The 26,173-nt window shown below is 49.4% G+C and carries 20 protein-coding genes; 13 read left to right on the forward strand and 7 right to left on the reverse strand.

Annotated features, from left to right (window positions below; genetic code table 11):
• Window positions 1-35 precede the first annotated feature (35 nt).
• The 7 genes from IC617_RS15065 to IC617_RS15095 form a co-directional block, all read right to left on the reverse strand.
• The gene (locus IC617_RS15065; protein ID WP_224746043.1) at window positions 36-3,296 is read right to left on the reverse strand and encodes a BNR-4 repeat-containing protein; all 3,261 of its coding nucleotides are present in this window, start codon (window positions 3,294-3,296) and stop codon (window positions 36-38) included.
• 398 nt (window positions 3,297-3,694) lie between these two features.
• Window positions 3,695-5,170: a sulfatase gene (locus IC617_RS15070; protein WP_191145813.1), complete on the reverse strand. Its 1,476-nt coding sequence runs from the start codon at window positions 5,168-5,170 to the stop codon at window positions 3,695-3,697.
• 25 nt (window positions 5,171-5,195) lie between these two features.
• Window positions 5,196-6,047 carry a DUF1961 family protein gene (locus IC617_RS15075; RefSeq protein ID WP_369410415.1) on the reverse strand — a complete coding sequence of 284 codons (852 nt, stop codon included), beginning with the start codon at window positions 6,045-6,047 and terminating at the stop codon, window positions 5,196-5,198.
• A gap of 89 nt (window positions 6,048-6,136) precedes the next feature.
• Complete coding sequence (locus IC617_RS15080) at window positions 6,137-7,585, reverse strand: BNR-4 repeat-containing protein (protein ID WP_191145814.1); 1,449 nt, start codon at window positions 7,583-7,585, stop codon at window positions 6,137-6,139.
• A gap of 134 nt (window positions 7,586-7,719) precedes the next feature.
• Window positions 7,720-9,345, reverse strand: coding sequence for a LamG domain-containing protein (locus IC617_RS15085; protein ID WP_191145815.1), 1,626 nt, complete (start codon window positions 9,343-9,345; stop codon window positions 7,720-7,722).
• The gene (locus IC617_RS15090) at window positions 9,332-9,928 is read right to left on the reverse strand and encodes a sigma-70 family RNA polymerase sigma factor (protein WP_369410416.1); all 597 of its coding nucleotides are present in this window, start codon (window positions 9,926-9,928) and stop codon (window positions 9,332-9,334) included. Before IC617_RS15090 ends, IC617_RS15085 begins: the two co-directional genes overlap by 14 nt.
• Window positions 9,929-10,145: 217 nt before the next feature.
• Window positions 10,146-11,066: a glycosyltransferase family 2 protein gene (locus tag IC617_RS15095; protein ID WP_191145816.1), complete on the reverse strand. Its 921-nt coding sequence runs from the start codon at window positions 11,064-11,066 to the stop codon at window positions 10,146-10,148.
• 63 nt (window positions 11,067-11,129) lie between these two features.
• On the opposite strand from IC617_RS15095, the gene IC617_RS15100 reads away from it, so the two are divergent.
• The 13 genes from IC617_RS15100 (at window position 11,130) to IC617_RS15160 (ending at window position 26,154) form a co-directional block, all read left to right on the forward strand.
• Entirely contained in the window at window positions 11,130-12,563 is a 1,434-nt protein-coding gene (locus IC617_RS15100) for an O-antigen ligase family protein (RefSeq protein ID WP_224746044.1), read from the forward strand.
• A gap of 140 nt (window positions 12,564-12,703) precedes the next feature.
• Entirely contained in the window at window positions 12,704-13,744 is a 1,041-nt protein-coding gene (locus IC617_RS15105; RefSeq protein ID WP_191145817.1) for a glycosyltransferase family 2 protein, read from the forward strand.
• An 8-nt stretch (window positions 13,745-13,752) separates the two neighbouring features.
• Entirely contained in the window at window positions 13,753-14,745 is a 993-nt protein-coding gene (locus IC617_RS15110; protein WP_191145818.1) for a glycosyltransferase family 2 protein, read from the forward strand.
• A 14-nt stretch (window positions 14,746-14,759) separates the two neighbouring features.
• Window positions 14,760-16,154, forward strand: coding sequence for a lipopolysaccharide biosynthesis protein (locus tag IC617_RS15115; RefSeq protein WP_191145819.1), 1,395 nt, complete (start codon window positions 14,760-14,762; stop codon window positions 16,152-16,154).
• 197 nt (window positions 16,155-16,351) lie between these two features.
• Window positions 16,352-17,074, forward strand: a complete 723-nt coding sequence (locus tag IC617_RS15120) for an acyltransferase (protein ID WP_191145820.1) — start codon at window positions 16,352-16,354, stop codon at window positions 17,072-17,074.
• Complete coding sequence (locus IC617_RS15125; RefSeq protein ID WP_191145821.1) at window positions 17,071-18,246, forward strand: glycosyltransferase; 1,176 nt, start codon at window positions 17,071-17,073, stop codon at window positions 18,244-18,246. Before IC617_RS15120 ends, IC617_RS15125 begins: the two co-directional genes overlap by 4 nt.
• 16 nt (window positions 18,247-18,262) lie before the next feature.
• A complete protein-coding gene (locus IC617_RS15130) occupies window positions 18,263-19,693 on the forward strand; it encodes a GNVR domain-containing protein (RefSeq protein ID WP_224746045.1) in 1,431 nt (476 codons plus the stop codon).
• 1 nt (window position 19,694) lies between these two features.
• Window positions 19,695-20,786, forward strand: coding sequence for a glycosyltransferase (locus tag IC617_RS15135; RefSeq protein WP_191145822.1), 1,092 nt, complete (start codon window positions 19,695-19,697; stop codon window positions 20,784-20,786).
• A 24-nt stretch (window positions 20,787-20,810) separates the two neighbouring features.
• The gene (locus IC617_RS15140; RefSeq protein ID WP_191145823.1) at window positions 20,811-21,977 is read left to right on the forward strand and encodes a glycosyltransferase family 2 protein; all 1,167 of its coding nucleotides are present in this window, start codon (window positions 20,811-20,813) and stop codon (window positions 21,975-21,977) included.
• A gap of 189 nt (window positions 21,978-22,166) precedes the next feature.
• Window positions 22,167-22,526 (forward strand): STAS domain-containing protein, encoded by a 360-nt coding sequence (locus IC617_RS15145; protein ID WP_191145824.1) that lies wholly within the window; start codon window positions 22,167-22,169, stop codon window positions 22,524-22,526.
• Window positions 22,527-22,551: 25 nt separating this feature from the next.
• The gene (locus IC617_RS15150; RefSeq protein ID WP_191145825.1) at window positions 22,552-23,355 is read left to right on the forward strand and encodes an OmpA family protein; all 804 of its coding nucleotides are present in this window, start codon (window positions 22,552-22,554) and stop codon (window positions 23,353-23,355) included.
• On the forward strand, window positions 23,339-25,468 hold the full coding sequence (locus tag IC617_RS15155) for an SLBB domain-containing protein (protein WP_191145826.1): 2,130 nt from the start codon (window positions 23,339-23,341) through the stop codon (window positions 25,466-25,468). The genes IC617_RS15150 and IC617_RS15155 overlap by 17 nt, the downstream gene beginning before the upstream one ends.
• Window positions 25,468-26,154: a P-loop NTPase family protein gene (locus tag IC617_RS15160; protein WP_191145827.1), complete on the forward strand. Its 687-nt coding sequence runs from the start codon at window positions 25,468-25,470 to the stop codon at window positions 26,152-26,154. Before IC617_RS15155 ends, IC617_RS15160 begins: the two co-directional genes overlap by 1 nt.
• Window positions 26,155-26,173 lie beyond the last annotated feature (19 nt).

The raw sequence follows: 26,173 nt of genomic DNA on the forward strand, positions 1-26,173 counted from the left end.
AGTTAGTCAATGGTTTTTATTGATTAGTTGCGGCCTTATTCAAAAAGCACTTCAAGCTCATTTATATTTGGCCAATTACCAATGGCCATTAACTTGACATAACGACCTTGGGCGTAGAACTCAGTCACAGTAGGTTGTGCGTCATCGTTCTTGTTTTGATGTTTAGCCACTTTAACGAATTCGTCATCAAGTGAATTCGCTACATAGACTTGATACTTAACCGCTTGGCCTTCTGTCGTCCAAAGCTTGGTGCCGACAATTGTTTTTACTGCCCCTAAATCAAGGATCACGTTTTTAGTACCGTTGTTAGCCGCTGACCAGCTCGAGCTATCGCTCGCATCGCCATCAAAAAGATTCGATGCTTCAAAGCCTTCTACTTCTGAATCAGCAAAAACCACCGATGGCTTAACGGTAAAGCTCATTTCTACCTCTGACGATCGACCATTGCTGTCGGTAACAACCGCTTTGAGACGATGCGTGCCCGCTGCTGCGCCCAGCAACTCGGTAGGGTAGTCGTCAGCGGTCCAAGTAAATGGCGCATCGTAAATTTCTCCCACTAGCATGTCATCTAAATACAAAGCGCTGTGCTCAATAGCAACCCAATCTACCAGAGATGACGCCGTAACTGACGCAGAGAAGTCCTGATAACCAACCGATAAATCCATCTCCGCGTCGACAAAAGCAACATTTGGCGCAGGAACTTCTTCGACAACAAGCGTCATCGACGCTGACGTTTCTAAGCCGATATTATCTTTTGCTACAGCAGTAAATGTATGGCTGCCAACGCCGAGCGGATCCGGGTTAGGTTGGTGGCATGGGCTAGGCACCGGATCTTGATCGCAACTAATCCAACCCATAGCGCCTAATTCATAAGGAGCGTATGGATGGCCAAAATTCCAAGAAGGTTTAGTGTCGACACGCACCAATTCGCCATTGCGATATAAGGTAACCGACTTAATTGAGCCGCCTGGATTTGGCGATTCAGCCTTCAGAATTTGCATTAATTGAGGGTAGCCTTCATAAACAGTCACCACTTCATTGGGCCAAGTTAACACTGGTGGCTTAGGCGCAGCTTTAACAATTAGCTTCATCGTCGCTTCGCTTGATTCGCCGGCGCTATCAACAGCGACCGCTTTAAAGACGTGTTCCCCTGCTGTTAATGGGTTAGGGTTTGGTTGGTGGCAAGGGCTAGGAACCGGATCTTGATCGCAGCTAATCCAACCCATAGCACCGGTTTCATGGGCATTGTATTTGTGCCCAAAATGCCAAGAAGGTTTGGTGTCGACACGGACTAGTTCATCATTGATGTACAAGGTGACTGATTCGATGGTGCGGCCTTCAACTGGACTGCTGGCGTCTACTCGAAATTCGAGTTGCTCGTAACCTTCATTAACGGTCATTTGCGGGGCTGGAAACGCAACAACAGGACCGTCAGATAGAACCGTTAAGGTCATCGTAGCAACACCAGTAGCGCCTTCGCTATCAAGCGCAACCGCCTTGAATGTGTGCGTACCAGGAGGTAATGGATTCGGATTTGGGCTATGGGTATCTAGCCAACCCATCGCACCGGTTTCGTGCGGTTTACTGGCGTGACCGAATAAGAATTTGTAAGAATCATCGACACGAACTAATTGATCGTTGATGTATAAAGTTACCGATTCAATTGAGCGATCTTCTACAGCGGTTGCTTTGACTTCGAAGATCAGCTTTTCATAACCTTCATCAACCGTTTTGGAAGAAAACGGGAACTTAACCTCTGGTGCATTTTTGTCGCTCTCAATATCTAAATCAATAACTTGAAGGTGAACCGGACGCGCATTGCCGTCGCTTTTTTCCATCAAGTAGTAATAAAGTTTGCCGTCATTAATATGGACTCGGCCATGGCTGAAGGTTGTTCCTTCGGTGGCCTCATAGATACGGGTAAATTGGTCGGTTCCGCCAAGGGTTTTTTCAATAAAGGGGTAACCTTTGGTGGTTAAACCAATGATATAGACGTTTTCGCCAGCGGTATAAATGTTGGTGGCACCAGCAAAGTCCGTCGAATGAATAAACTCGTCGCTACCGGCAGGTTTGTACGAGTGGATATGGACTTTTTGGAAATCGGCACGCTTGCTATCAGCGGATCGGACGCGACTGATGATGTGAATATCGCCACGATCAGTCACGGTCCAATCAAAATAGCTAACCATATACACCGAGTTTGCATCTTCATGGCCGGTGATAAAGTCACCCGGTTCAAAGACTTTAATTTCGTCTGAATTAACAAGCGGTAAGGTCATGTTTTCGCCACGATGGTTCTTCCAATCAGCAAAGCCTTCTGGGTGATCGGAATAGGCGTAATACACGCCGTTTTGATGGGTATAGCGATCGTCTTTTAAGGCGGTACGTTGCTGGAAGCCAACACGAAGCTTACCGTTGACGTATTTCATATTGCCATATAAGCCCCAGTTGTAATCATTACCAAACTGAGTGGCGGCATTTTCAACATTAAATTTGGTAAACAACGACCATTTTTGCGCAGCGGCGTCATAGCGACAAAATTCATAACTACCGTTTGAGTCACTGCCTTTGCGCATGTACAGCAGCAAGGTGCCATCAGTATTAGTAAAGAAAGTGGGGTAGGTTTGCTTTTGATATGCCTGCTTATCCGCCAGATTACCGGTCATGGTTAAGTGTTTGTAATCATCCGGCCCTTCGCTAATTGCACTGGTATCTTTAACAAACTGATCGAGCGTGAAGTTTTCGTCACTGACCTCGGCTGCACCTTCGTAACTGAATGAATAGCGGAAGTAATCATTTTTAAATTCGCCATCAGAGGGGCGCCAAGGGCTATAGCCGTGCATATCATAGAGCAAATGAATGGTGCCGTTGATTGGGCTGATCGCTACTGCAATCGTGTTGTGCGATTCACCAATGTGGCGCTCGCCGATGTAACCGGTATGTTGGTGCGGGAATTCAATGGTTGCTTTGGTGCCGGTTAAGGTGTTGTATCGGGTTAACATCACATGGCGATCGTCTTTGCCTCCGCGATACCAAGTGGTGAATACATAGTGCTTGTAAGTTTTCACACTATCGCCATGGGCAGATATTTGTGGCCCATACAAGTAATCGTATTTATCGGTGCCGTTATCTGGTGTGCCAGCGCCCACTTTAACGCCATCGAAGTGCAACGCGTTGTCCGCTATTTTTGTCGAAGACTCTAACCTAACCTCGGCATTTGCAGCTGAAGAACACAGTATCGACATCATCAATAATGATGGTATGCCGACTATTCCTTTGAGTGTTTGACCTTTCATTTGTCTCTCTTTCTAGTCCTGATTATTTTGCAATGGAAGCAGACTGCAGTTACTTGCTTCGGTTAACCCAATCGATTTAAGCCAATTAAGCAATGTCCCAACAACGTTGCACAACCGGCTTATTGATCGGCGAGTTTTGAATGCTTCTGATTTTTTTGGTGTTCGAAATAATTGTTCGATTCACTCTATTTAAAAATCATTAATTGTCTAATGGTGTCATATGTAATCGTGATCGATCTCAAGTGGTCATTTTAAGTAATCTGGTATGTGTCAAAGTTTTTGCTTGGCCACATCTGAGCGACATTTAGATGAGGGAAAACGGGGTTACTTGAGCGGTAAATGGGGGATTGAAAATCCCCCATGTTGGTCGTTGGAAAAGAATGAGACAAATACTGTTATTAGTGAGTCTGACAGTGTTGTTGAGACATGCAGTCCGTTAATTTTTCTCTCAATTGTTTAGCTTTGGCTTGATATTGCTGTTCGCTCACAACGTTAACGGTCTCGTGTGGGTCGGCTTTCAAGTCATACAGCATTTCTTCTCTGGTGTTTTCATCTTGAGTCGAGTATGAGCTGAAAATAAAGTCATCACTAATAATTGAGTCGCCAGCTTTAAATCGACTATATAGGTATTTTTTATGTGGCAAAGACGGATCTTTTAATAACGGCTGAAAGCTCTCTCCGGCAATATCATCGGGTGGGCTGACTTGGGTAATTTCAGACACGGTAGGGAAGATGTCGAGTAATTCGACCAATGCATCTGTACTGACATTTTTCTTAATATTTGGCCCAGCCACGATTAAAGGAACACGCAAAGCGGTGTCTAACACTGTGTGTTTACCCCAGAAGTTGTGCTCGCCTAAATTAAAGCCGTGATCGCTGGTCAAAATAATGGTGGTATTGTCACGCAAACCCAATTGATCAATTTGTTGAATGACGTCACCAACCAGCGCATCAATATAACTTACCGATGCGTAATAGCCGCGAACAGAAGCTTTATGGAATTGATCGCTATTAAACTCGTACTCTTTAAAGTGGTAACTATGGATCTCACCCGATCCTTTTAATGAAGCCGGGGCGTTTTTCGGGTTGTCGCGGTGAAAAAACGGCGTGAATTTACTTTCAGGGTGTAAATCATAATATTTTTTCGGCGCGTTAAACGGCAGGTGAGGGCGAATAAAGCCAACACTTAGGAAAAACGGTTGCTTTTGGTTGGCAAGCTTCTCAAGGGCGATCAGCGCTTTTTGCTTGACCTTTCCATCTGGATAATCGGTATCGCCGACATCCGCGATTTCATACCAAGGGCCCTTTACTTGTTTCGGATTTTTCTTGTTGGGCTTTAAATAGTTTTCTGAATCAGGATTCAACCGAGTTGCGTGAGAGAGTCCAGATGATTGCAGTTTTTCGCTCCAGCTTTCCTCCGCTAAGTCCTTGCCATTATGGAAAATCTTACCAATACCCATGGTGTAATAACCCGACTCTCTGAGCACTTGTGGCAACGATTTCGCGCCTGGCGCGTCTTTTTCGGCGACGGCTTTATAATTGATAAAGCGAGTTGGCGTCGGCCGCAGGCCGGTTAACAAGCTGGCACGAGAAGCACCACAAACAGGGACATTGGCATAGGCGCGCGTAAAGCTAACGCCTTGCTGCGCAAAGGCATCAATATTTGGTGTATGGGCATTTTTGTCGCCATATGCACCGAGCACTGGGCGTAAGTCATCAATGATGATCATCACAATGTTTTGTTGCTGGGCTGCCATGTCGTTGTCGATGGCATCTTGTGCCGAGCTAGCCGAATTTGGTGCATGACACGCGGAAATCAGGCCAGCAAAACCAACTAAGGCAAGCGGCGATAGGTATTTTTTAAGTCGTTGCATATGTAGTTATCTAAAGAAGTCACTATTAATCTGATAAGGTCGACACGCTAAAATCTTTATAGATAGCGCTGCGGGTATACATGTGGCGCAGGCCTATGCGGCCCTCGCTGATGTCCGGATGGCTAGCGGTGGACCATTGATACACCTGAGATTGTTGGTCATTAGCAACCTTCATCCACAACTCATCCCCTTTTTTGATGACGGTAATTTGGTGCGGTACGCCTGTTTTAAAGAATCCGGTATTAAAACTATCTCCCTCAAGTGCAGTGCCTTTTAAGCCATTATTTTCGAGGGGCATATACCGGCGGGATCGGACATAGTCTTTGTCGGCATCTTCATTGGTGATACCGTACGCAGCGTAGCTAATATGGTAGGCATTCATATTGTCAAAGTAGTGCCGCATATAAGGCTCGTTGCGGTAATCAGCCCAGTCCATGATGTCTTTGCTAAATTCAGCCGTACCTTCACCGGTTGCCAATACATATAAAATGTTGACGTAGCGGATCGCGTCATCGGTACGGGTGTATTCGTACTCAATTTTCACATCACCTGAGAAGCTTTGTTTGGTCCAAACGACAAAGTGATGGGCATGATTGTTGGCTTCAGGTCCAGCCTTGATATGCATTCCTTCAGGTGTGTTTTCCACGCTGCCAATTAAACCGTCAGCCAACCAATGTTGGCGCCAATCGCCACTGCCGGAATCAAATAAAACCTGCTGCCAGTTACCGTTGCTAACAGCTTCAAACTGATCGTTGCTGCGGGTTATGGCTGTGGCTGCAGCAGGAGCTTGCGCCGTTGTCATATCTGAGCAACTGATCGGCAGCAATAGCAAGCTGGCCTTAAGGAGCGCAGGTAAATACCTTGATCGTGTTTTCACTGAATTTCTCTCGTTCATCATCTTGCCTGTTAACTCGACGACATGTTTTGCAAATTAACGGGCGCGTTAATTACCGATGGTGCTCTGTGTTACTTGGTAATTAGGTAGCGCTGTTTCATTTCATCACTGGCTTGATGCGCTTCGCTCTTTGCGCGCATGACTGGGCCGTGCTGTCCTACTAGGTACATTTTTCTTAAGTGTGAGTTGTCGATTTTTTCCGAAACCAACATCAACGCGTCTGGGTGGGCATTGCGAATAAAGGAAGACACTTGAACCCCAAAGGTTTTATTGGCTAATACCACGTCGCCTTTTTTGAACGTTTTACCGCCATCTACACTGTGTCGCCACGAAATCATATGGCTCTTGTCTTTCGCTCGGCTCGCCAGCAGGGTGCTTGTTTTTAACGGATAGTGGACAACGTGGTCGCCATTCGAAATAGGCAGTTGACCGGTTTTACTGACTAGCCATTGCTCGCCATCCCAGCGGTAATAGTGCGCCTTTTTAGGGCCGCCTTGATGGCGATTCTTGTGATGGCCACGGGCAAAGCGAATGTGCGGGTAGCCATTTTCATCGAGGTGAACGGTACTAATACCGGTCCAATCATCGGTGTGATCGGTTTTCAGCACTAAGGTTTTTTCATTGGCGATATCGCGAGTGACAGGGGTTGCAATGGGTTCACCTTGAACATTGCTCCATTGGCCAGTGTTGGTATCCATTTGCATGTAATAGCCATTAGTCCGCTCGCCTAAGTGTTTGCCGTTGGGGTGGTTGTTACCGCAGCGATGATAGATGTAACCCAAGGCAATGGTGTCGTTCGCTTCCTCCGAAAAGTAACCGTACCAAGAATCGACGCCTAAACCATCGTCGCGCTTTTGGTGTTTCATCACCGAAACCCGCTCACCAAAGGTGCGGCCGTGATCAGTCGATTTTTGGTAAACCCAGTGGCTCTGGTGGGCGCCATGGCGGTAAAACAAATAGAGATCACCATTACTAGTTTTCACCCATTGGTTATAAGTACCAAACGGTGAAACATTATTAAGCTCCTGCCATTCGGTAATGTCATAAGGGCGTTTGGAGACAATATGTTTTAACTTGCCATAGTTGTAGTTGCCGAGGTCATTGTCGCCCATCTCAGGGGTGCCACCATGACCACCAAAAGCGATGTGAATGTAGCCTAAATCGTCAATGATCAAGGCGGGCTTGCCGTGATTATCAATTTTACGCGTGGGATCTTTACCCATGGCACTGGTGCCGGCTTTGATTGGGCCTAACCACTGCTTGGTGTTGTGGTTATATGCCGCGACGTACGCGTCTTCGAGTGGGCCTTGATAGGTGACGTAAGTAATACCGTTGGCGTATTCGCCTGCTGGGTGCTGTAGCGTCGCCACTGGGTTGCTCAAGCCGGTATCAGTAAAATACTCCACCGAGTCAACCATGGCAGTTGTTTGGGGTTGGTCGGTCGGCGTACTGGTGCTTTGGCAAGCGGTTAAAGCTAAGGTGCACCATGCAACTAAGCCGGAGAGTTTAATGAACTGCATTAATTGTCCCTCGATCGAAAAACGGTTCTACAAAAATGTATGGTTCTTGCTAAGACAAGTTGCCTAGCTGAGATATTGATACCCCCCAATTTTGAGTTTTTTTATTAAGTTGAACCTATCGCAGTATTTTTCGGCTAATGGCGGCCTTTGGCGCTGGGTTGAGGCGAATCTCTGCCAATAATTTTGCGCGGCAGGCCAGTGTTCTTGTCTAATTCAACCACGCTGTTGCTGGGCAATTGCAATTTCACTCGCCGTGGTAATTTTGTCGAGGACGGCGACAAGCCGAAGTAATTTAATCCTTGGCTAGCGTTTTCTCGGTGCAAGCCGACGGTAAATTCAGGTACAGCAAAATCATAAAACGCCACTTCATCAATCGCGCCATAGAACGCGTGTGTGTCCATCAGTGATGGCGTTGCGCTATTGCCAATGGTCGTGGTGCCGGCGCCGCCGCTGATGACTTTGGAGCCTGCGGGGTATTGCAACGATGCCCGCGGCACGCCATTGATGTAGATGACTTTGAGCCCTGTTTTTACATCATAAGTGGCAGCGATATGATGAAAATTGCCGTCAGTTATATCGGCCATTGTCGGCCGGCCATTTTGACCGTCCAAAGGCATGATTAATTCCTGATAGCCTTGTTCCAACATGAATAAACCGAAAACCAAACTCACGTTGGCGTTGTCGCCTGTCCGAAAACCGAGCAGTACCCGCGCATCACGATCAGCATATTCATTACGAAATATATCGTTCTGCGCGCCTAGTTTGGCGAAATGATCGGGCCGAACTAACGCTTCAACGGTAAGGCCATCGGTGACCGCAAAAGAGCCGGTGCCTGCGACGGTGCCGCCGCCACTGCCGAATTCAATTACCGCGTGGTTATTAGGGCTAAAAAAGGCCGCCTGACCGACAGCACCTTTCACTGTTGTTGATGATGAAGGGATGCCGTAAGCGCTGCCGACAGCGTCAATAATGCGATCGCTTTGGCCCTCAAAGGTCCAAAAATGGGTCGGCTTCCAACGGGCTGGATTCAATAAGGTTTTGTCGCCCGTGGTAAGAAGCGGAGTGGATGCCGTCAAATCTAAGGCGATATCACCGCCATTTGGCTGGATAAGATAGTTTGGTCGATGCAAAAGGGTGCTGGGGAGCGTCGATGATTCCACCATGAAATGACCATGCTTGGCACGTATCTCTCTGTTATTGAAGATCTTGATCAGTGTGTTCGGGCCAAGGTGCAGAGTGTCGCCGTCAAACAGTTTGAGCGTTGCGCCTTGCTCGGTCTGATAAAAACCGGCGATTAAATAATTATCATCAATGTCGCCCTGAGCACCAACGATAGCTAATTTGCCTTGCACAATTTCAGCAACGGCAGCAGAAGACGCGCTGCGACCAACCAGCAACCAAATCAACGCCATAACGACCAGTACCAATACGGCCAAAGCGCCGAATAGTTTGTAGTTAGGGTGTTTGTCGCTGCGGTCTTGGGGGAGGCTTTGATCATATTGGGCCAGCAGCTTTTCAGCTCTGGGGCGAACGATAAACTCTTCTGCTTGGGTGATACGCCGATAGACAAACTCCATACATCGGTCGGCGGACGACTTTAGCTCGACATGGGTTCTGATGTAATCGTAATAAAACTCTTGCGCCGCAAAATCACCTTGCAACAAGTTGTTGAGTTGACTCAGTTGCTCTTGGCTGACGCAATCGTCGCACACGTCATCGGCAATTTGGGCAATTTCTGCAAACTGCTCACTGCGACTCATGGCGGTCACCTTTGGTTTTTAAATCAACACAGTCGATTAGTTTTCGGCGCAGTTTATGTACCGCCTTTCTAACGGCATAAAACGAGCGGCCAGTAATTTCTGCGACTTCTTTAGCGGTTTTGTTTTCTACATAAAAACGTTGATAGATGTTGTTTAGCGGCGAAGACAGCGTTGCCCGGCAATTGTCCAAGTGATGCCACTTTTGCTCCTGCTGGATAGCGTTGCTTTCGATCACCGCGAGATTGTCACTGAGTTCCTTTAACAAGTCTTCATTGAGGCCCAACTGATATTTTTTGTGCTTGGTGCGAAAGGTCAGCACCCGGTTGAATGCGATGGTATTGGCCCACTTGGAAAAATTAGTGCCGAGTTCAAACTTGTCGAATTGGTGCCACAGAGTCAGGCTGGTTTCTTGAAAAATGTCGTCCGCTGCTGCTGAGTTGGATACGAAGGCAAAAATATAGGCATACAGTCTATTTTTGTCGGCTTCAAATAACTGCTCAAACAGGCGCAATTTATCATCAGCGACTGCCGGAGTTGCTTTGGCTTGCGGCAATTGATTGTAGGAAACTGTTTGGGACTGCACGCTTCGACCTTGATAAAACCCATAGATGACCAATCACATGAGACGATATCCTCAACACCAGTCAATGCGTTGTGATGCTCGCGATTGCTGGTGTCAGGCGGACAGGTATTTAAATTGGTATCTAAACTGTTAATAGAATTTACTATAAATGAAAGTTTATGTGACTTTCTATGGTCAGGTTCAAGCATTTTGAATCACATCAAATCAAGTTGAGTGTTCAGGTTGGTTTCAATAGTGCCGCTAGCTCTTTTGCCTGACGCTTGCTTGGCTGTAGCAGTAGCGATTGCATTTTGGCTTGCAGGGCTTCACCAAGCCGGTGAGATGCTAAAGCCAGATCAGCCTTGGCATTGGCGATGCGCGCTTGGGCGCGTCGCTTGGCGCGCTTGTCACTGTCATCGAGGTTGGCTTGATGGCGTTGATAGATGATCTCCAATGCTTGGATTCTTGCACCTAATTTGCTGCTCTCTGAGCCGGCCCTCATTAGGTAAGTCATATCGCAACTGGCGCAGAAGCTCACCCCACCAATTGTTGCTAGCTTGAGCCACAAATCCCAATCTTCTGCCGATGGCAAGGACACATCAAAACCGCCGACCTGCCAGATCGCCTCAGTCGATACCATCACGGTTGAGGTGCCAATACAGTTGCAGGCAAATAGAAATGACAGCGGCTTATCCAAGGAGCGGAATTCGCCGTTGGCGCTTTGCAACTCAGTCAGTTGCCAGTAATCAAAGCAGCTGCCTAAGTCTTGCCCTTGCTCGTTGACATGGCGGTAGTCAGTAAAACTCAGCAGTTGCTCGGGGTGTTGTTGGTGATGGCGCAACTGGCGGCTTAGTTTGTCATAGGCCCAAACATCATCGGCATCTAACATTGCCAACCACTTACCATTGGCAACTTGAATGGCGGCATTGCGCGCTGCGGCGGGGTGATGGACACAAACCGGTAGTAATCGAATTCTCGGATCTTGCTTAGCTTGAGCTTCAATCCATTGGCGGCTGCCATCACTTGAGTCGTCGTCAGCAATAATCAGCTCCCAGGCCGTCATGTTTTGTGCTTGGACACTGGCAACGGCAGCTTTTAGATAAGTCAGGCAGTTGTGATTGGGCATGATCACGCTGACAAGTGGTTGGTTGTTGTTCATAAGCACCTCGGCACTGTAATTGCTTTGTTGTGGGTATCAACCCGGTAATGAGCGTTCATTTGCATGATGCAATCATTACCAATGAGGAGTGCAGAAGCTGTGCCAAATAGCATCAATGAACAACACCAAGCGCAACTTGCCAATCAACTCGTCACTAGCCGTAGTGCTCGGTTTTCGGTTGGTCTATGGGCGCTGATGGTGCTAATTGCTGTTGCATGGTATGCATTGCCAACGCCTTTATTGGCAGTGGCGCTGGCGCTATTACCGGTTGCTATTTGGCTGATGCTGAATTGGCCATTTGGTATGGTGCTCGGTTTTGTCTTGCTGTCATTCTTTCGCTTACATGAATTGTATCCGCCCTTGATGGCGTTGCGTCTGCCGCAGCTATTTGCCTTGGCGGCATTGGTATCGATGGCTTGGCAGTTGTTGGTGATTCGCAAAATGCAAATCTACTGGAATCGCGACTTTAACTGGTTGATGGGCTTCTTTGTGTTGTGCGCCATTGGCGTATTGCTTGCCAGTAACCGTTCGGTTGCCATGGCTTATTTCAATGGCGTGTTTAGCAAGATAGCGCTGATGACCATCATCATTGCTTGGTTGCTGCGAGCGCCGAGCGATTTTAAGCAGGCCGCTATGGCTTTTATTATTGCTGGCAGCCTGGTTGCTATGGTGGCGCTGAGTAATGCCGCTGCCGGTATCGAAGTGGTTGAGGGCAATCGCGTCACCATCGGCCGCTCGTTTGGTTCGACATTGGGCGATCCGAATGATTTGGCTTTGGTACTGTTGTTTCCGCTGGGCTTTACCCTGGGTTGGTTGCTCCATGCTCAAGGTTGGTCTCGGTTGGTGGCGCTGGTTGCCTTGGTATTGCTGGTTATGGCGATATTGGCGACCCAAAGCCGCGGTGGCTTATTGGGCGTGATGACAGTCGTTGGTGTGTTTGCTTGGCGCCGGGTCAAGAACAAAACCTTGCTGCTGCTTGTTGCTGGCGTCGCGCTGATGGTGTTGTTTGCCTTGGCAGGAATTGATCAGCGCTCATCTGGCGGGGCAGCGGAGCAGGGCATTGATGAGTCGGCAATGGGCCGGATCTACGCTTGGCAAGCAGCTTTTTCGATGGCCTTGCATTCGCCGGTAAGCGGCGTTGGGCTCGATAATTTTTATGCCAATTACTACTTTTATTCAAGCCATTGGGATGGCAAAAACCATGCGGTTCACAGTACTTGGTTTGGCATTCTGGCTGAAACCGGCTTTGTTGGCTTGGCATTGTTCATCGCGGTGTTGTGGCGCATGGTGACTCGCATTATCAGCGTCGCGAATATCAGAGCGCAACATCCGGCAACGCTGATGGTGGCAGAGTCAGTGTTAGCCGGTTTGCTAGGTACTGTGGTCTCCGGCACCTTTCTCACTCAGGGCTTCACCTGGCCGTTTTACATTTTCTTCGCCCTGATCCTCGCGCTACGCCAATCCATCAATCAGCAAAATAGTGATTTTGCAAAATGAAAATTGCGCGATTGGTTTACACCTTAATGATCGTTGGATTGATTCATAACTAACTAATAATTATTAACTAATTACTTCTGGCTTAGTGCTTGCTGTGGGTTGCTAAGGAATAACTCACATGTACATAGGGGAGCCAGTCGATGACAGTACCGGCATTACACAAAGAGCAGGCCAAGCAGGGAAAGCAGATTAACTCGCCTGCGGTCTCCATCATCGTACCGATTTACAATGCGGAGCAGTGGTTAAGCGAATGTCTCGATTCGTTGCTCAATCAAACCTTAGACTCGCTCGAAATTGTATTGGTACTCGATGCACCAACCGATAACAGTCTGACCATATGTCAAAACTACATCGCTGAAAATCCAGGTCTGTTTACCCTGGTCAGTTTGGCAACCAATCAGGGCGTGTCGGTTGCTCGTAATCGTGGGCTCGATGCGGCATCTGGCCAGTACATCGGCTTTGTCGATGCCGATGACTGGGCACACCCGCAGATGTTTGCCAGTTTGCTCGCTACCCTTTCCGAGCAAACAGCCGAGCAAAAGGCCGTTTGGGCCCGCTGTGATATGTGCTCATTTGATGATGACCGCAGCGATTCGAAATTGATGGATCTAAAAGCGCAGTTTGCCGATACCTTTTTGACTAACAAACTGTTTGCTGCAGATGTCATTAAGCAACATGGTCTGCGGTTTTATCCTGATGTGATATTCGAAGATGAAGCCTTCATCTATCTAATGCGAATGCTCGAAGGACCGGCTGCGCGCTGTGACGGCCAATACTATTGGTATCGGTTGAACCCCAATGGCCAGTGTCGTGATGAATCGAAGCACCGCTTTAACTTAATGGATAAGCAGGCAATGCTCAGTCGCTTGTTGGCTGAAGTAGATTCGCGCCAATTGCTATCGGCGCATCGAGATTTGCTGCTGGAGTGTTTAACTAATCATGCCTTGAGTGCTTTGTACTACCCCATTGGCCATGCCGACCGGGTAGCATTCTTTCGCTTTATTCAGTTTTTGATTAAGCGCTACCAATTACTGCCTGCCAACCGGCTCCAGCAACATCATCAACACAACTATGTCATCAGTCGCTTTTTTCGTTTTATACGCCAGCCACTTTGTTTGGCGCCGCTCGCATGGTGGTGTCAGTTGCGGCTGCGACTCAATCAACTGGCCAATCAATCCTGAGGTGGGTGATGAATACAACAACTAATCGAGTACTCAACCGCGCCAGCAACCAACCGCTGATCAGCGTCATTGTGCCGGTGTACAACACTGTTCAATACCTTGGTCAGTGCCTGGACAGTATTCTCGAACAAACGCTAACGGATATTGAGATTATCGCCGTTAACGACGCCAGCCCTGATCAATCGTCTGTGCTGTTAAAGCGTTATCAGCAACAGTATGGCAACCGAATTAAGGTAGTGACTCATGCGGCCAATCGGGGGTTGGCAGCAGCGAGAAACACAGGCTTAGACCATGCCCAAGGGCAGTTCATTGGCTTTGTCGATAGTGATGATTTTATTGTTGCTGATATGTATGAGCAGTTGCTCAGCGCAAGCCTTCAACAAGGTGCAGAGCTGGCTGTTGGCGGTATGACACTGCAATCAACTGAGCACAGCCAAGTACTGGCCTTTAAAAGTAAAGTTGAGAACACCTCGGCGTGCAATAAGCTGTTTGATCGGCAATTGATCGAACGCGCACAATTACGATTTGCCCACGGTCAGTTGTTCGAAGATGAAGTATTTGTTCTGCAGGCTTTTATGAACGCCAAGCGGATTGCTTCTGTCGATCATGCTGGCTACATCTATCGTGCCAATGAGCAAGGTATTTGCCGCCGCAAGGGCCAGGATCAACATCGTTTGCACGCCCGCATGGCCACCATCACCGATTTACTGGCAACCACCAAACCGCAATCCCTTGCTGCCGAGCATCAACAAATGCTGCTGTTGGCGCTATGCCGCCATGCCATGCTGCAACTGCAAAGTAGTGTCGATTGGTACGACTTACGAAACTACTGGTTGTTTAGCCGCCATTTGATTGAGCGCTACCAACTGAATTGCCAATTTGACGCGATGGCAGATGACTATTTTGTCCGCCACTTTAAATCCGGTAGTGAGCAGCTCGGACGCTTATGGCTGTGGTTCCATAGTCAACAGCTACGCCGCTGGTTGCAAGCAGCAGAATAAATGGCGGGCGGACGATGAAACACTCGGTATTCTGGCAGCTTGCTTTGTATGGTGGTTTAACACTGTTGCAAAAGGGCATGGGTTTTATTCTGCTGCCCATTACGACCCGCTATTTATCGCTCGCAGAGTACGGCACATTAGAACTGATGGTGTTGACGCTCACCTTAGCGTCGCTATTTGAGATCAGTAGTGGCGCCTTGCCAAAAATGGCCGCCGAGCAGAAATCCAATGGTCATAAGTTACTGTCATCAGCGGTCAAGCTCAGTGCCAGCTATGGCCTATTGGTGGCTGCTGTTTGTTGGTTGCTAGTAATGAGCAATCCATTTGACCTTTACCGGCTGATCAGTTGGCAGCAAGCCGCTTTATTGGCTTTGTGTGTGTGGTTGATGATGGTGCTCTATCCGCTGCAAGTTTGGCTACGAATCAAAAACAAGCCAGAGCATTATTGCCTGCTTGTTGGCAGCCAAACACTGGTGCAAGCCAGCGTCACGCTCTATGGCTTGTCAGCCGGATGGGGGATCAATGCGATTCTGATTGCTGGTGTCGTCGCTAATTTGGCCGCGGCGTGTTTGGCGTTGGCACTGCTTCATCGCGAGTGGCGAGTCGCAGTTGATAGCAAGTTAGTGAAAGACATCGTCAGTTACCAATCGCGCTTAATTGGCGCATCGCTGGCATTATTTGTGCTGTATGGCCTCGATCGCATGATGATCAGTCATTGGCTTGGGCCGCAAGTGTTGGCGCAGTACGGAATTATGCTGAAGCTAACTGAAGTCATCGCGGTATGTTTTGCCGTGTTTGAAATGTGGTGGGGGCCAAAGCGTTTTCAACTTGCTGGCACCGCGGCCGGACGCGACTCGCTAGTGGCAGTGCATCAACTGGTGCTGGTATTGCTAATGGCCGGTTTGTTGTTGGTCAGTGCCATTGCTGCGCCGGTGATGCAGTGGTTATTGCCACCGGACTACCTCGGCGGGATAACTTGGTTACCGGCAATGTTGGTCGTGCTGGGCAGCCGTTTAAGTACCTCGATTTTAGATTTTGGTTGTTATACCCAAGCCAAGCCGGTTTGGTTAACCCGTATTAATGGCGGCTACGCCATCATCGCCATACCCGCTTTGGCATGGGCCATTCCGCAGTGGGGCGTGCCAGGATTGTTGGTGGTTAGCGCAATTTTGTATGGCTCTCGGCTCGTCGTTTTTAGCTACTTGAGCCAACGTCTATTGCCGTTGGATTACCAGTTCAACCGATTAATTGCGCTGGCAGTCACCAGTGCCGCGATTCTCTTATTGCAGCCGCTCATTTCCCCTTGGCTCACCGGGTTACTCGTCACCACTTGGTTGCTAACAGCTCTCGCGGTGTTGCTGCGCCACCGTGTAACCTTGTCATTCGATACCCTGACCAACCTTCGCTAACGTCTAGCGAGCCTCTCACCATTTTTCTGCTATCCCAATCACTGTTTTTGCATATTGCAAAACAGCGATTGGTGATTGCCTGAGTTGCGCCGAAAATCAATGTAACTAACTGAAAAATAGCTAATAAAAATTTTGGCAAGGTTTCTGCTGTAGCAATACATACGAACGCGGTTGTCGTGTGAATTGAGGAAAACAGCATGATCCTATGGTTAGAAAAAACACGTTGCTGGTTAAAGCATTCTGATTCTTCATCCGTGCAATCACTGGTCGCTGCGCTAAAAAGCCTGCGGTTGATCAGCTTGCCTCGGTGCGACTGGTTGTTTGGTAGTTGCTATGCCGTGCGCAATTTGTGTTTGGCGAGCGTAGGAACACTTGCTCGGGTGTTGTGGGCTACGCCGCTATTTCGCTCTCAGGTGATTGGCAGTTGCAATCGGCTATACCTCTACTGCGGCATTCCATTTGTCGCTGGTAAGCTGCAAATTCATGTCGGTGATGATTGCCGAATCTCCGGTCAAACCACCTTCTCTGGGCGTGCTGACCCATCCATTGAACCAATTCTCTATGTTGGCAACAACGTTGATATTGGCTGGCAAACCACCGTTGCTGTCGGGCGTCGAGTGGTATTGCAAGACAATGTTCGCATTGCCGGCCAGTGCTTTCTTGCTGGTTACCCAGGACATCCACTCGATGCCAAACAACGAGCCGCGGGGTTGCCATGTGAGCAATCGCAGGTGGGCGACATCGTGTTGCAACGCGATGTTTGGTTGGCAACCGGCGTCAAGGTCATGGCTGGTGTCACCATAGGGGCGGGAACAGTAGTGGCAGCGGGCAGTGTTGTTTGTAGTGACTTGCCTGCTGGTGTTCTGGCCGCTGGCGTGCCAGCTCAAGTGATCCGTCAGTTAGCGGAGGCAACGTCATGAAAAACTGCAAACAATCAAGCCCTCGCGCCTTACTCGTCTTTGGCGAAGATTGGGGCCGTCACCCAAGTAGCACTCAGCACATCGTTCGCTCGTTGGCTGCTGAGCGTCGAGTGATCTGGGTAAACTCCATTGGTTTACGTCGGCCAAAGTTTAGTTGGCGCGATTTGCTAAGAGTCACCGATAAGCTTAAACAATGGTGGCGGGGCGGCAGTGAAAGCAGTCAGTCAACAGCAATTGCAACGCCAAAACAGCTAACCGTTATCGCGCCTTTGGTGTTTCCCGCTGCGCGCTCCAGCTTAATTAGAAAGCTCAATGTTTGGTTGGTTAATCGCCAAATCAATAAGGTTCGCCAACGTTATGACATCGGTTCATTGGATTTGTGGATCTCGCTGCCAACCGCAGTGGACTGGCTCGGACACCACAATGAAAGCCACAGCTTGTATTACTGTGGTGACGATTTTGCCGCGTTGGCTGGTGTTGATCATCACCACGTTAGCGACTGTGAAGCGAAGTTAGTCCAGCGGGTCGATAGCGTTTGCGCTGCCAGTAAAACCATACAGGCCAAATTGCAACGCTTGGTCGGCGCTCGTAAGCGTGTTGAGTTACTGCCTCACGGTGTCGATATTCGTTTGTTTTCGGCCCCGACTGAACGGCCAACAGCGCTCTCAACGAATAAGCCGGTGGCTGGTTTTTACGGCAGCATTGCCAGTTGGCTAGATATTGATTTGCTGGCTAATTTAGCGCAAGCCATGCCGCACTGGCATTTTGTCTTAATTGGCGCCATCGAAACCGATGTCTCAGCGCTAATAGCCATCGACAACATTGAGCTGATTGGCGCGGTGCCACATCAGCAACTGCCAGCCTACGTTCAGCACTGGCAAGCGGCGATTCTGCCATTTCGCGATTGCGCTCAGATCAAAGCATGTAATCCGCTCAAGCTGCGCGAATATTTGGCCTCTGGCACGCCTGTTATTAGTGCGCCATTTCCGGCGTTGCAGCCCTACCGAGACTATGTCCAACAGGTGACTTCATTGGTGCAGTGGCAAGCTGCCTTGAGCAGTTGCCAGCGCCCAGTGACCGCCAGCTGGCGTCGTCATCAGCAATTGGCTGTCGCCGCTGAAAGTTGGGATATCCGAGCCCGTCAGGTCAATCGCCTGCTGCAGGCGTGGTGAGTCGGAGTAACTAGTCATGAACGAATTACTACCTCGTTTTCACCTTTGGCTTCATGCCATCTGGCGACGCCGCTATTTGCTGGTGATGCCGGTGTTGGTACTCCCCGTGGTTGGTTTAGTCATCGGCTTAACTGCAGCCAAAAAATACAGTGCTCACACCACTTTGCTGATTCAAGAAACTGCCAAGCTGAACCCATTCTTGGAGGACTTAGCTGTGTCGGCCAATCTCGATATGCGGATGAATGCGCTGACGACCTTATTGCACAGTCGTCACATGTTGACGCAAGTGGCAGAGCAGCTTGATTTAATTACAGCAGAGAGCGAGCCATACCGCCGAGAGCAGGTCATTCAGCAACTGTCTGCAGCGTTATCGGTTAGTCAGATTGGCCCCGATGTGATCCGCATTGATTATCAGTCCGCCAATCCTGCCGATATAGAGCAGGTGTTGCAGCTGGTTACCAACCGCTTTGTTGATAATTTGCTGGCACCAGAGCGTTCTTCTATTCGTGAATCAGAGCGTTTTTTAGCGACCCATTTGCAATCAAGCAGAGAGCAATTGGAGTTTGCAGAAATGGCGTTGGCCGATTTTCGTTCCGATAACGCCGATGGGTTACCGGAGTTGCATTCTGCAAACACTGAGCGGCTGGCCCGCATTCGGCAAAAACTGTTAGAACGCAAGGCTGAGTTGTCTGGCGCTGAGCAAAGCTTGGGTAGCCTCGATCAACAGCTATCGCGCACCGACCCTGTATTGGCGCGGTTGGAAGAGCAAATCATTAGTCGCAAGGCAGAATTGGTTTCCCTACGGGCTCGTTACACCGATGGTCATTCGCAAATACAAGCTTTGCAACGGACCATTCGACAGCTCGAATCTGAGCGTGCCAGTGCGCTGGCAAATCCAGTGGCGCAGCACAGCACGGGACACCAACAAACAGGCGGCTTCCAATTAGCGTTGGCGTTAGAAGAAAGCCAAGACGGATTGATGATGGTGCAACTCGAAGCATTGCAAAATGCTCAACAGCGCGTCAACGCTCTGCGCGAAGAAGTGAAGCAATTGCAAAGCCTTGCTGATTCGCTCAACCAACAGGTGAACTCGGTTGGCGATCAAGAACGTCAGTTGTTGGCGTTGCAGCGCGATTTAAGAGTCAAACGCGGCCTCTATGAGGACTTATTACAGCGCTATGAAATGGCCAAGGTGACTGGCGCGCTGGGTAAGTTCGAGCAATCTGAGCGGATCAAAATTATTGACCGCCCCTTTACCCCAACGCAGCCCAGCAACTTACCAGCATTGCTTTTTGTCATTGCTGGGTTGATCGGTGGCCTTGGTGTTGGTGCTGGCCTAGTCGTGCTGAGCGAATTGGCAGACCCCAGTTTGCGCACTATTGCCGATGTTGAAGCGATTACTGGTGTTGCAGTGATCACCCGAATTCCACCTCTGAAGGAGCATTAATATGAGCACCTATATTCAGGTCGTCCAACACTTAAAGCCCGGTGGTATCGAGACCATGGCGCTGGATCTGTGTCGCATGCACAAGCAGGGTGAAACCGGCTATGTGGTGTCGCTGGAAGGGCGTCGAGATGAAGCATTGGCCAATTGGCCCAAGCTCCAGCCTTATGCCGAGCGAATCATCTTCCTTGATAAAAAGCCGGGCTGGCAACCGTCGATCATCAAACGCTTGGTCGACCTAATGAATTTTTTCGCCATTAGTAGCGTCCATACCCACCATATCGGCCCCTTGCTATATGCCGGTATCGCCGCTCGTTTCGCAGGGATCCGCAATGTCATTCATACCGAGCACGATGCTTGGCATTTACAGGATGATAAACGCTGCCGCTTGCAGCGTTGGGTGCTGCGTCTAGTCAAACCGGCTTTGGTTGCCGATGCCAAGCTTGTGGCCCGCGACATGAGCGCACGATTAGGGTTGGCCGATGGCCGCGTCCACGTCATTCAAAATGGCATTAATACTGACCGTTTTCGCCTGGGCTCAAAATCGCAAGCAAGAGCGCAATTGCAGCTACCAGCCAACACCTTATTGGTCGGTTCAGCAGGGCGTTTAGAACTGGAGAAAGGTCACGCCGTGTTGGTTGAGGCGTTAGCGTCAATGAACCCCGCGGTGCATTTAGCAATTGCTGGCGACGGCTCACAAGCAAAAGCGTTAAAGGCGCAGTGCCGAGCGCTCGGCGTTGAAAAACGTGTGCACTTTCTTGGCAGTATCGATCAGATGCCAGCCTTTTATCAGGCTTTAGATGTGTTTTGCTTGCCATCGTTTAATGAGGGTTTGTCATTGGTGCTGCTTGAAGCCCAGGCCTGTGGTGTGCCTGCTGTGGTCACTGACGTTGGCGCGAGCCATGAAGCCCTGTGTCCGGCAACAGGACGTTTGGTCGCTGCCGGTGCGCCCAAGCAATTGGCCGACAGTCTGACAGCCACGTTGGCCAGCACTGAGCAATCGTGTCCGCGCCAGTTTGTTCGAGTTGCCGGAGACGGCAAGGTAATGGCAACGCGCTACGCGACCCTGCGTAATTCTTACGCTGCAGTTGCTTAGAACGCTGGAGTAAGAGGCATCGTCATGATTGAGTGCATCACGTTATTATCATTCGCTTTGGTGGCCTATCACCATGTGTTTTATCCGCTGTTGTTGAAATGGTTGTCGCACTGGCGAGCGCCGAAGAATGGCGAGCACTGGCAACAGCGAATTCCAGCCGAGCCGTCAGAGTGGCCAACCATTGAATTGCTGATCCCAGCCTATAATGAGCAAGACTTTGTCGCAGACAAGTTGAGCATGTTGGCATTTCTTGATTATCCCGCCGAGCGCCTAACGGTGCGTTTATTGTGCGATGGTTGCAGTGACAACACCGCTAATGTGGCTCGGACCCAGCTGGCAGCAATGCCATTTTGCGAATTCAATATCGAGGTCGTTGAATATCAGCAAAATCGGGGCAAGGTCGCGGTGATCAATCAGGCCATTACTGAATCTCAAGCAACCATCGTGGCCTTATCCGATGTGTCGGCGATCATTTCTGTCGATGCCATGAAGCTGGCTGCTCGCTATTTTCAGCTTAACCATGTTGGTGTGGTGTGTGGCTGCTACCAAATCCTCAATCCAGGTTCATCAGGCGAAGATAAGTACTGGCAATATCAACGTATGGTGCGTGAGAGTGAAGCTAATTTGGGGGCGCTGCAAGGTGCTCACGGCGCCTTCTATTTGATCCGTCGCGAGGCGTTTCGCAAACTGCACAGTGACACCATTAACGATGACTTCATCTTGCCAATGCAAATATTAGCGCAAGGCTATCGCGGTATTTATGAGCCACGCATTTGTGCTTTGGAATTGGAGCATGCTAGCGATCAATTAGACCGATCTCGTCGTCGCCGTATTGGTGCTGGCAACTTGCAGCAACTCATCCGTTTACGTGAGTTACTGCTGCCAAAATTCAAAGGTGTGGCATTCACTTTCATTAGCGGTAAAGCGCTGCGGGTGCTGTGTCCGTTTTTGATGCTAGTAGGCTTTATTGGCTCGGTGGTACTAGCGAGTGGCTCGGCCGCATTCGCGATGTTGTTGGTGCTGCAACTGCTCGGTGGATTACTAGCTTTATTGCCACGTTTGGCACCACAAATGGACTGGCCGCGCGCACTTAATGCCTTGAACTACTTATTGGAAGGCCATTGGAACTGCCTGCTCGGTTGTTTGAGCTACATCCAACGAGCCTTGCAACGCCACCTTTCCCGCGCATAGCCAAATAGCCCCCAACGATCGATCAAGCGATTCGTTTTGCAATTTGCAAACGGGTCGTTTTTGTTTTCTCTGTGATGCTCGGATTGTATTTTAACCCACTGATTAAAAGCCGTTTTTAATGGTTGGCATGAGCTTCGCTATTGTCATTGTGAAAAGCAATTTAGCAATCGTTAGTGGGAGCAGAGAATCATGCAAACAATCGAACTTCACAATCAAATGAACCATGAAATTCATATCGCATTGGTTTCTTCTAACAATGGAATTGAGGCGCAAGTTGAGCGCTTGTTGACCCAGCTTGATTTGGCCCGAACTGGCAAACAAGTCGTTCTGCATATGGCTGACGTTGATGAGCTGTCAGTGTCTGTACTAGCGAAGATGTTGCAACTTGCCAAGTACTTGACCACAAACGGCGGTCAGTTGTTTGTTGCCGACGTGCAGAGCAAATGCCAGCGAATGATGACATTGCTGCGGATCAATTTGCTGATCCCAGTATTTGCTGACCAGCAACCAACGACAAGCACTCCTCAGCCGTTGCCGGTTGCTGCTTAATCCAAGTTGTTGAGGAGTGGCTGTTATGCGCATCATCTTGGTTCTATTGGCACTGTTAGCGCAAGGGTGTGCTTCTTGGCCCCAACAAGGCACCGGCGGCTTTGCCGAACACAATAGTTTGTTATTGAGCCTGTTGGATTTAGCCAATGAAGAAGCCATGGGCCCAGAGCACGGCCTGCGTTTTGAGCTCATCATCAGTAAACATCAATTGGATCTGTTGATTCTCGAAGGCGCAGAGCTGTGCTTTCCAGCCTCGGTCGCACAAGCCAAAACACGGCAACAGCGGATCATGCGAGAACTCAAAGGTGGTCTGGAGCAAGATGCGGCTAATAGCCTAGAGGTGCAGCAGTACTTTCTTGCCGAACTGGAAAATCGTCTCGATGCGGTCAATGCTGGCGGCCAATGCCAACGAACTATCGCCAATCCACTCAAGCTTACTGATTTACAGCAAAATTTGTTACCGCTGTTGAACCGCAATAATCAATTCGAAACCGATTCGGCGCGGTTAACTCCGGCTTATCAAGACCAATTACAACGGGCCGTACCTATGGTGTCTGCCTTGCCATTGGACTTACTGATCACCGGCCATACCGACGCTGCTGGCGGCGCTGAGCATAATCTCAAACTGTCGATGTTAAGAGCGCAAGCGGTGGCTGATTTCCTGCAACAGCAAGGTGTCGCAGCGCAGCGAATTAGAGTGCAGGGCGCCGCGTCGAGTCGGCCGTATCGGGCAGGTGATTCAATCGAGCATTTTCATTCCAATCGCCGGGTCACCATTGATCTGATCGAACAACACATCAACGGAGCGCCTCATGAACAGCTTCATTAAACAATCAGCCATCACGCTGTTAGCTGTGTTTGCCAATATGACTGCGGTGCTAGCTGACGAACAAGCCAAGGCCAATGTAGAGTCCATTCAAAGCGGTTACCAAATTAAAATCGTGATGCCGGGTGAGGAAAGCTTTGAGCAACCGTTTGAAGTCGACCGTTCTGGGCGCTTGCAATTGCCCGAGGTCGGAGCCGTGCCCGTAGCGGGCATGGCAGAGCCGGAAATGGCGCAAGCGGTGACACAAGCGTTGAGCCTCGCTTACCGAGATTTGTCTGGCTTGAAGGTTTATGTCGCAGACCAGCGTATCCGCATTCAAGTCATGGGCTATGTTGAGAACCCCGGCGAAATCACTATGTCTGCCGATGCTGGGGTACAAATCGCTCTAAAGTTGGCCGGTGGTATGCGCGCAGGAGCCCAGCTCGATCGGATGCAATTACGCCGTCCGGGTGAGCAGTATGTGTTCGATTACAAGCGCTATCTAGATAGTGGCGATTTAACCGCATTGCCTAAGCTGCAGTCGTTAGACACTATTTTCGTCCCAGCATCGAAGAACATTGGCAATATCGCAACGATATTTGATCCGGCAGCGCTTAATGATAAAGGTGATGCAGCAGAGACGCGAACCGCCATTAAAGTGTTTGGCGAGGTGTTTAAACCGGGCAGTTTTTCTTATCGTCCAACCGCCTCATTGGTTGATATGTTGATGCGTGCCGGTGGGGTGACTCGATACGCCAGTGTCGAGCAAATCAGGGTGATTATTTCAGGCCAACCCATGCTGTTTAACCTCACTCAGTATCTCGACAGTGGCGATGTCAATCTAATGCCAACGTTGCAGCCGGGTACCACTATCTTCGTGCCCAAGCAGCAAGAAGAAATCAAAGCAGGAGCTAACACTGTTTATGTCATGGGTGAGGTATTTAAACCTGGCGCCTATGAAGGCAATGCCGATGCTGGATTCTTGGATGTGTTGGCCAATGCTGGTGGCCCAACTCGGTTCGCTGAGACTCGCCAGATCCGGGTGATCCGTCCACATGGCCAAATCGAAGCGTTTGATCTGCTTGCTTACACCGAAGGGATGACATCATCCTTGCCGTCGCTCTCTCCAGGTGACGCTATTTTCGTCCCAGAAAAAACCGATTTGAATGAGAAATCGTGGACTAAAGTGGCGCCGAGTCGTGCCGTGCAGGTGATGGGGGAAGTCAACCGACCAGGGCGATTTGAATGGTCTGATGAAATGTCGCTGATGGATTTATTAGCTCACGCTGGTGGCCCTAAGCGCAATGCCGATACGGCCAAAATCCAAATTGTTGTGCCCCAGGGACAGGGCCGGACTAGAACTGAAGAATTTAACCTCAATGACTTTTTAGCCGGTGATTTAACCAAACAACAATTGCCGCAGATCTCCGCAGGTACTTTGGTGATGGTGCCAGAGTTACCGGATGATCCCAGTGACAACAAATCACAATGGGTCCGCCAAGCCTCAGATGATTCTATTTATGTGTTTGGCCAAGTCGGTGCTCCGGGGCGTTATCGCTTTGATCCGGCGATGCACTTTCTCGATATTCTGGCCGCTGCCGATGGCCCAACGGGCAATGCCGATATTAGCAATGTTCGCATTAGTCACCGCAATGGCAATACCGCCAAAATCAGCAAACTGGACTTATCACTGTACTTTGAAACCGGCGATGAACACTTGTTGCCTAAGGTGGTGCCAGGCGATTCGATTTACATTCCTGAGAAAGATCGTTTGTGGCTTGCTGAGTCAAAAGAATCGACCGTTCGGGAGCTAGGCGCAGTGGGTAAACCGGGACGCTATCGCTTCAACGATGACATGACGTTACTTGATTTGTTAGCCGAGGCCGGTGGCGTCAATGACAACAGCTATCCAGAAAAAATTACCGTGGTTAACCTGTCTTGCTGTCGAGACCAAGCTCGGTCTTTTGATCTGCTGGCCTTCAGCCAGAGTGGTGACTTCTCCATGCTGCCGGTGCTGCGTGCAGGTGACACCGTTTATGTACCGTCGGAGAAGGACAGCGATTGGTTTAAAGCCAGACAAGGTCTCGAAGACATCTTCCGAGTGGTGAGTATCAGCGCTTTGTTGGGGTTCATCTAATGACATTACCAGTAAGCTACCAAGAATTAGAGTGTGTTTATCAGCGGCTATTGATCAGCAGTGTTCGATGCTTAGCAGTGTCGGCAGCGAAATCTGGCGAAGGGGTCAGCTTAATGGTCGATGCGCTGGCCAAGCGCTCCGCTAGTGTTGGCAAAAAAGTGTTGGTAGTGGACTTCAACTTGTTTCACCCACGCATAGGGGCTGATGACTGGCATTGGTCTAATGGCCAAGCGCCGCAACCACGAACCATGGACGATGATTCAATCTGGTACTTGCCAGCACCGTTGGATGCGGCCAGTCGGCTGCGGTTAAAAGAGCCCGGTCAGCTCGAAGCGCTGGTTGCGCAATGGACTGCCGAATTCGACTTGGTGCTGTTTGATTGTGCCGCGCAACAATTGAACAACCAGTCAAACCTGCCACCGTCGCGAGTAATGGCGGCTGCTGATGGTGTGGTGATTTGCTATTTGGCGGGGGTGACGGCGAGTTGCCAACTACAAAGTTGCTGTCAGCAACTCACTCAGGATGGCGTCAACATCGTTGGCGTGGTGATGAACGATCGCTTTAATCCGTCGCTAAAGCTTGAATTAATTCGCAATTTGCAAAAGTTTTCTCATCGCTGGCCTAAACTAACCACATGGTTCACTAAAAAAGTTTACGATTCTCAACTACTTTCATTGCGTTACTAACGCTAAAGCGGCTGGAACC

The sequence above is a fragment of the Neiella litorisoli genome (assembly GCF_014773395.1).
Lineage (GTDB): Bacteria > Pseudomonadota > Gammaproteobacteria > Enterobacterales > Neiellaceae > Neiella > Neiella litorisoli.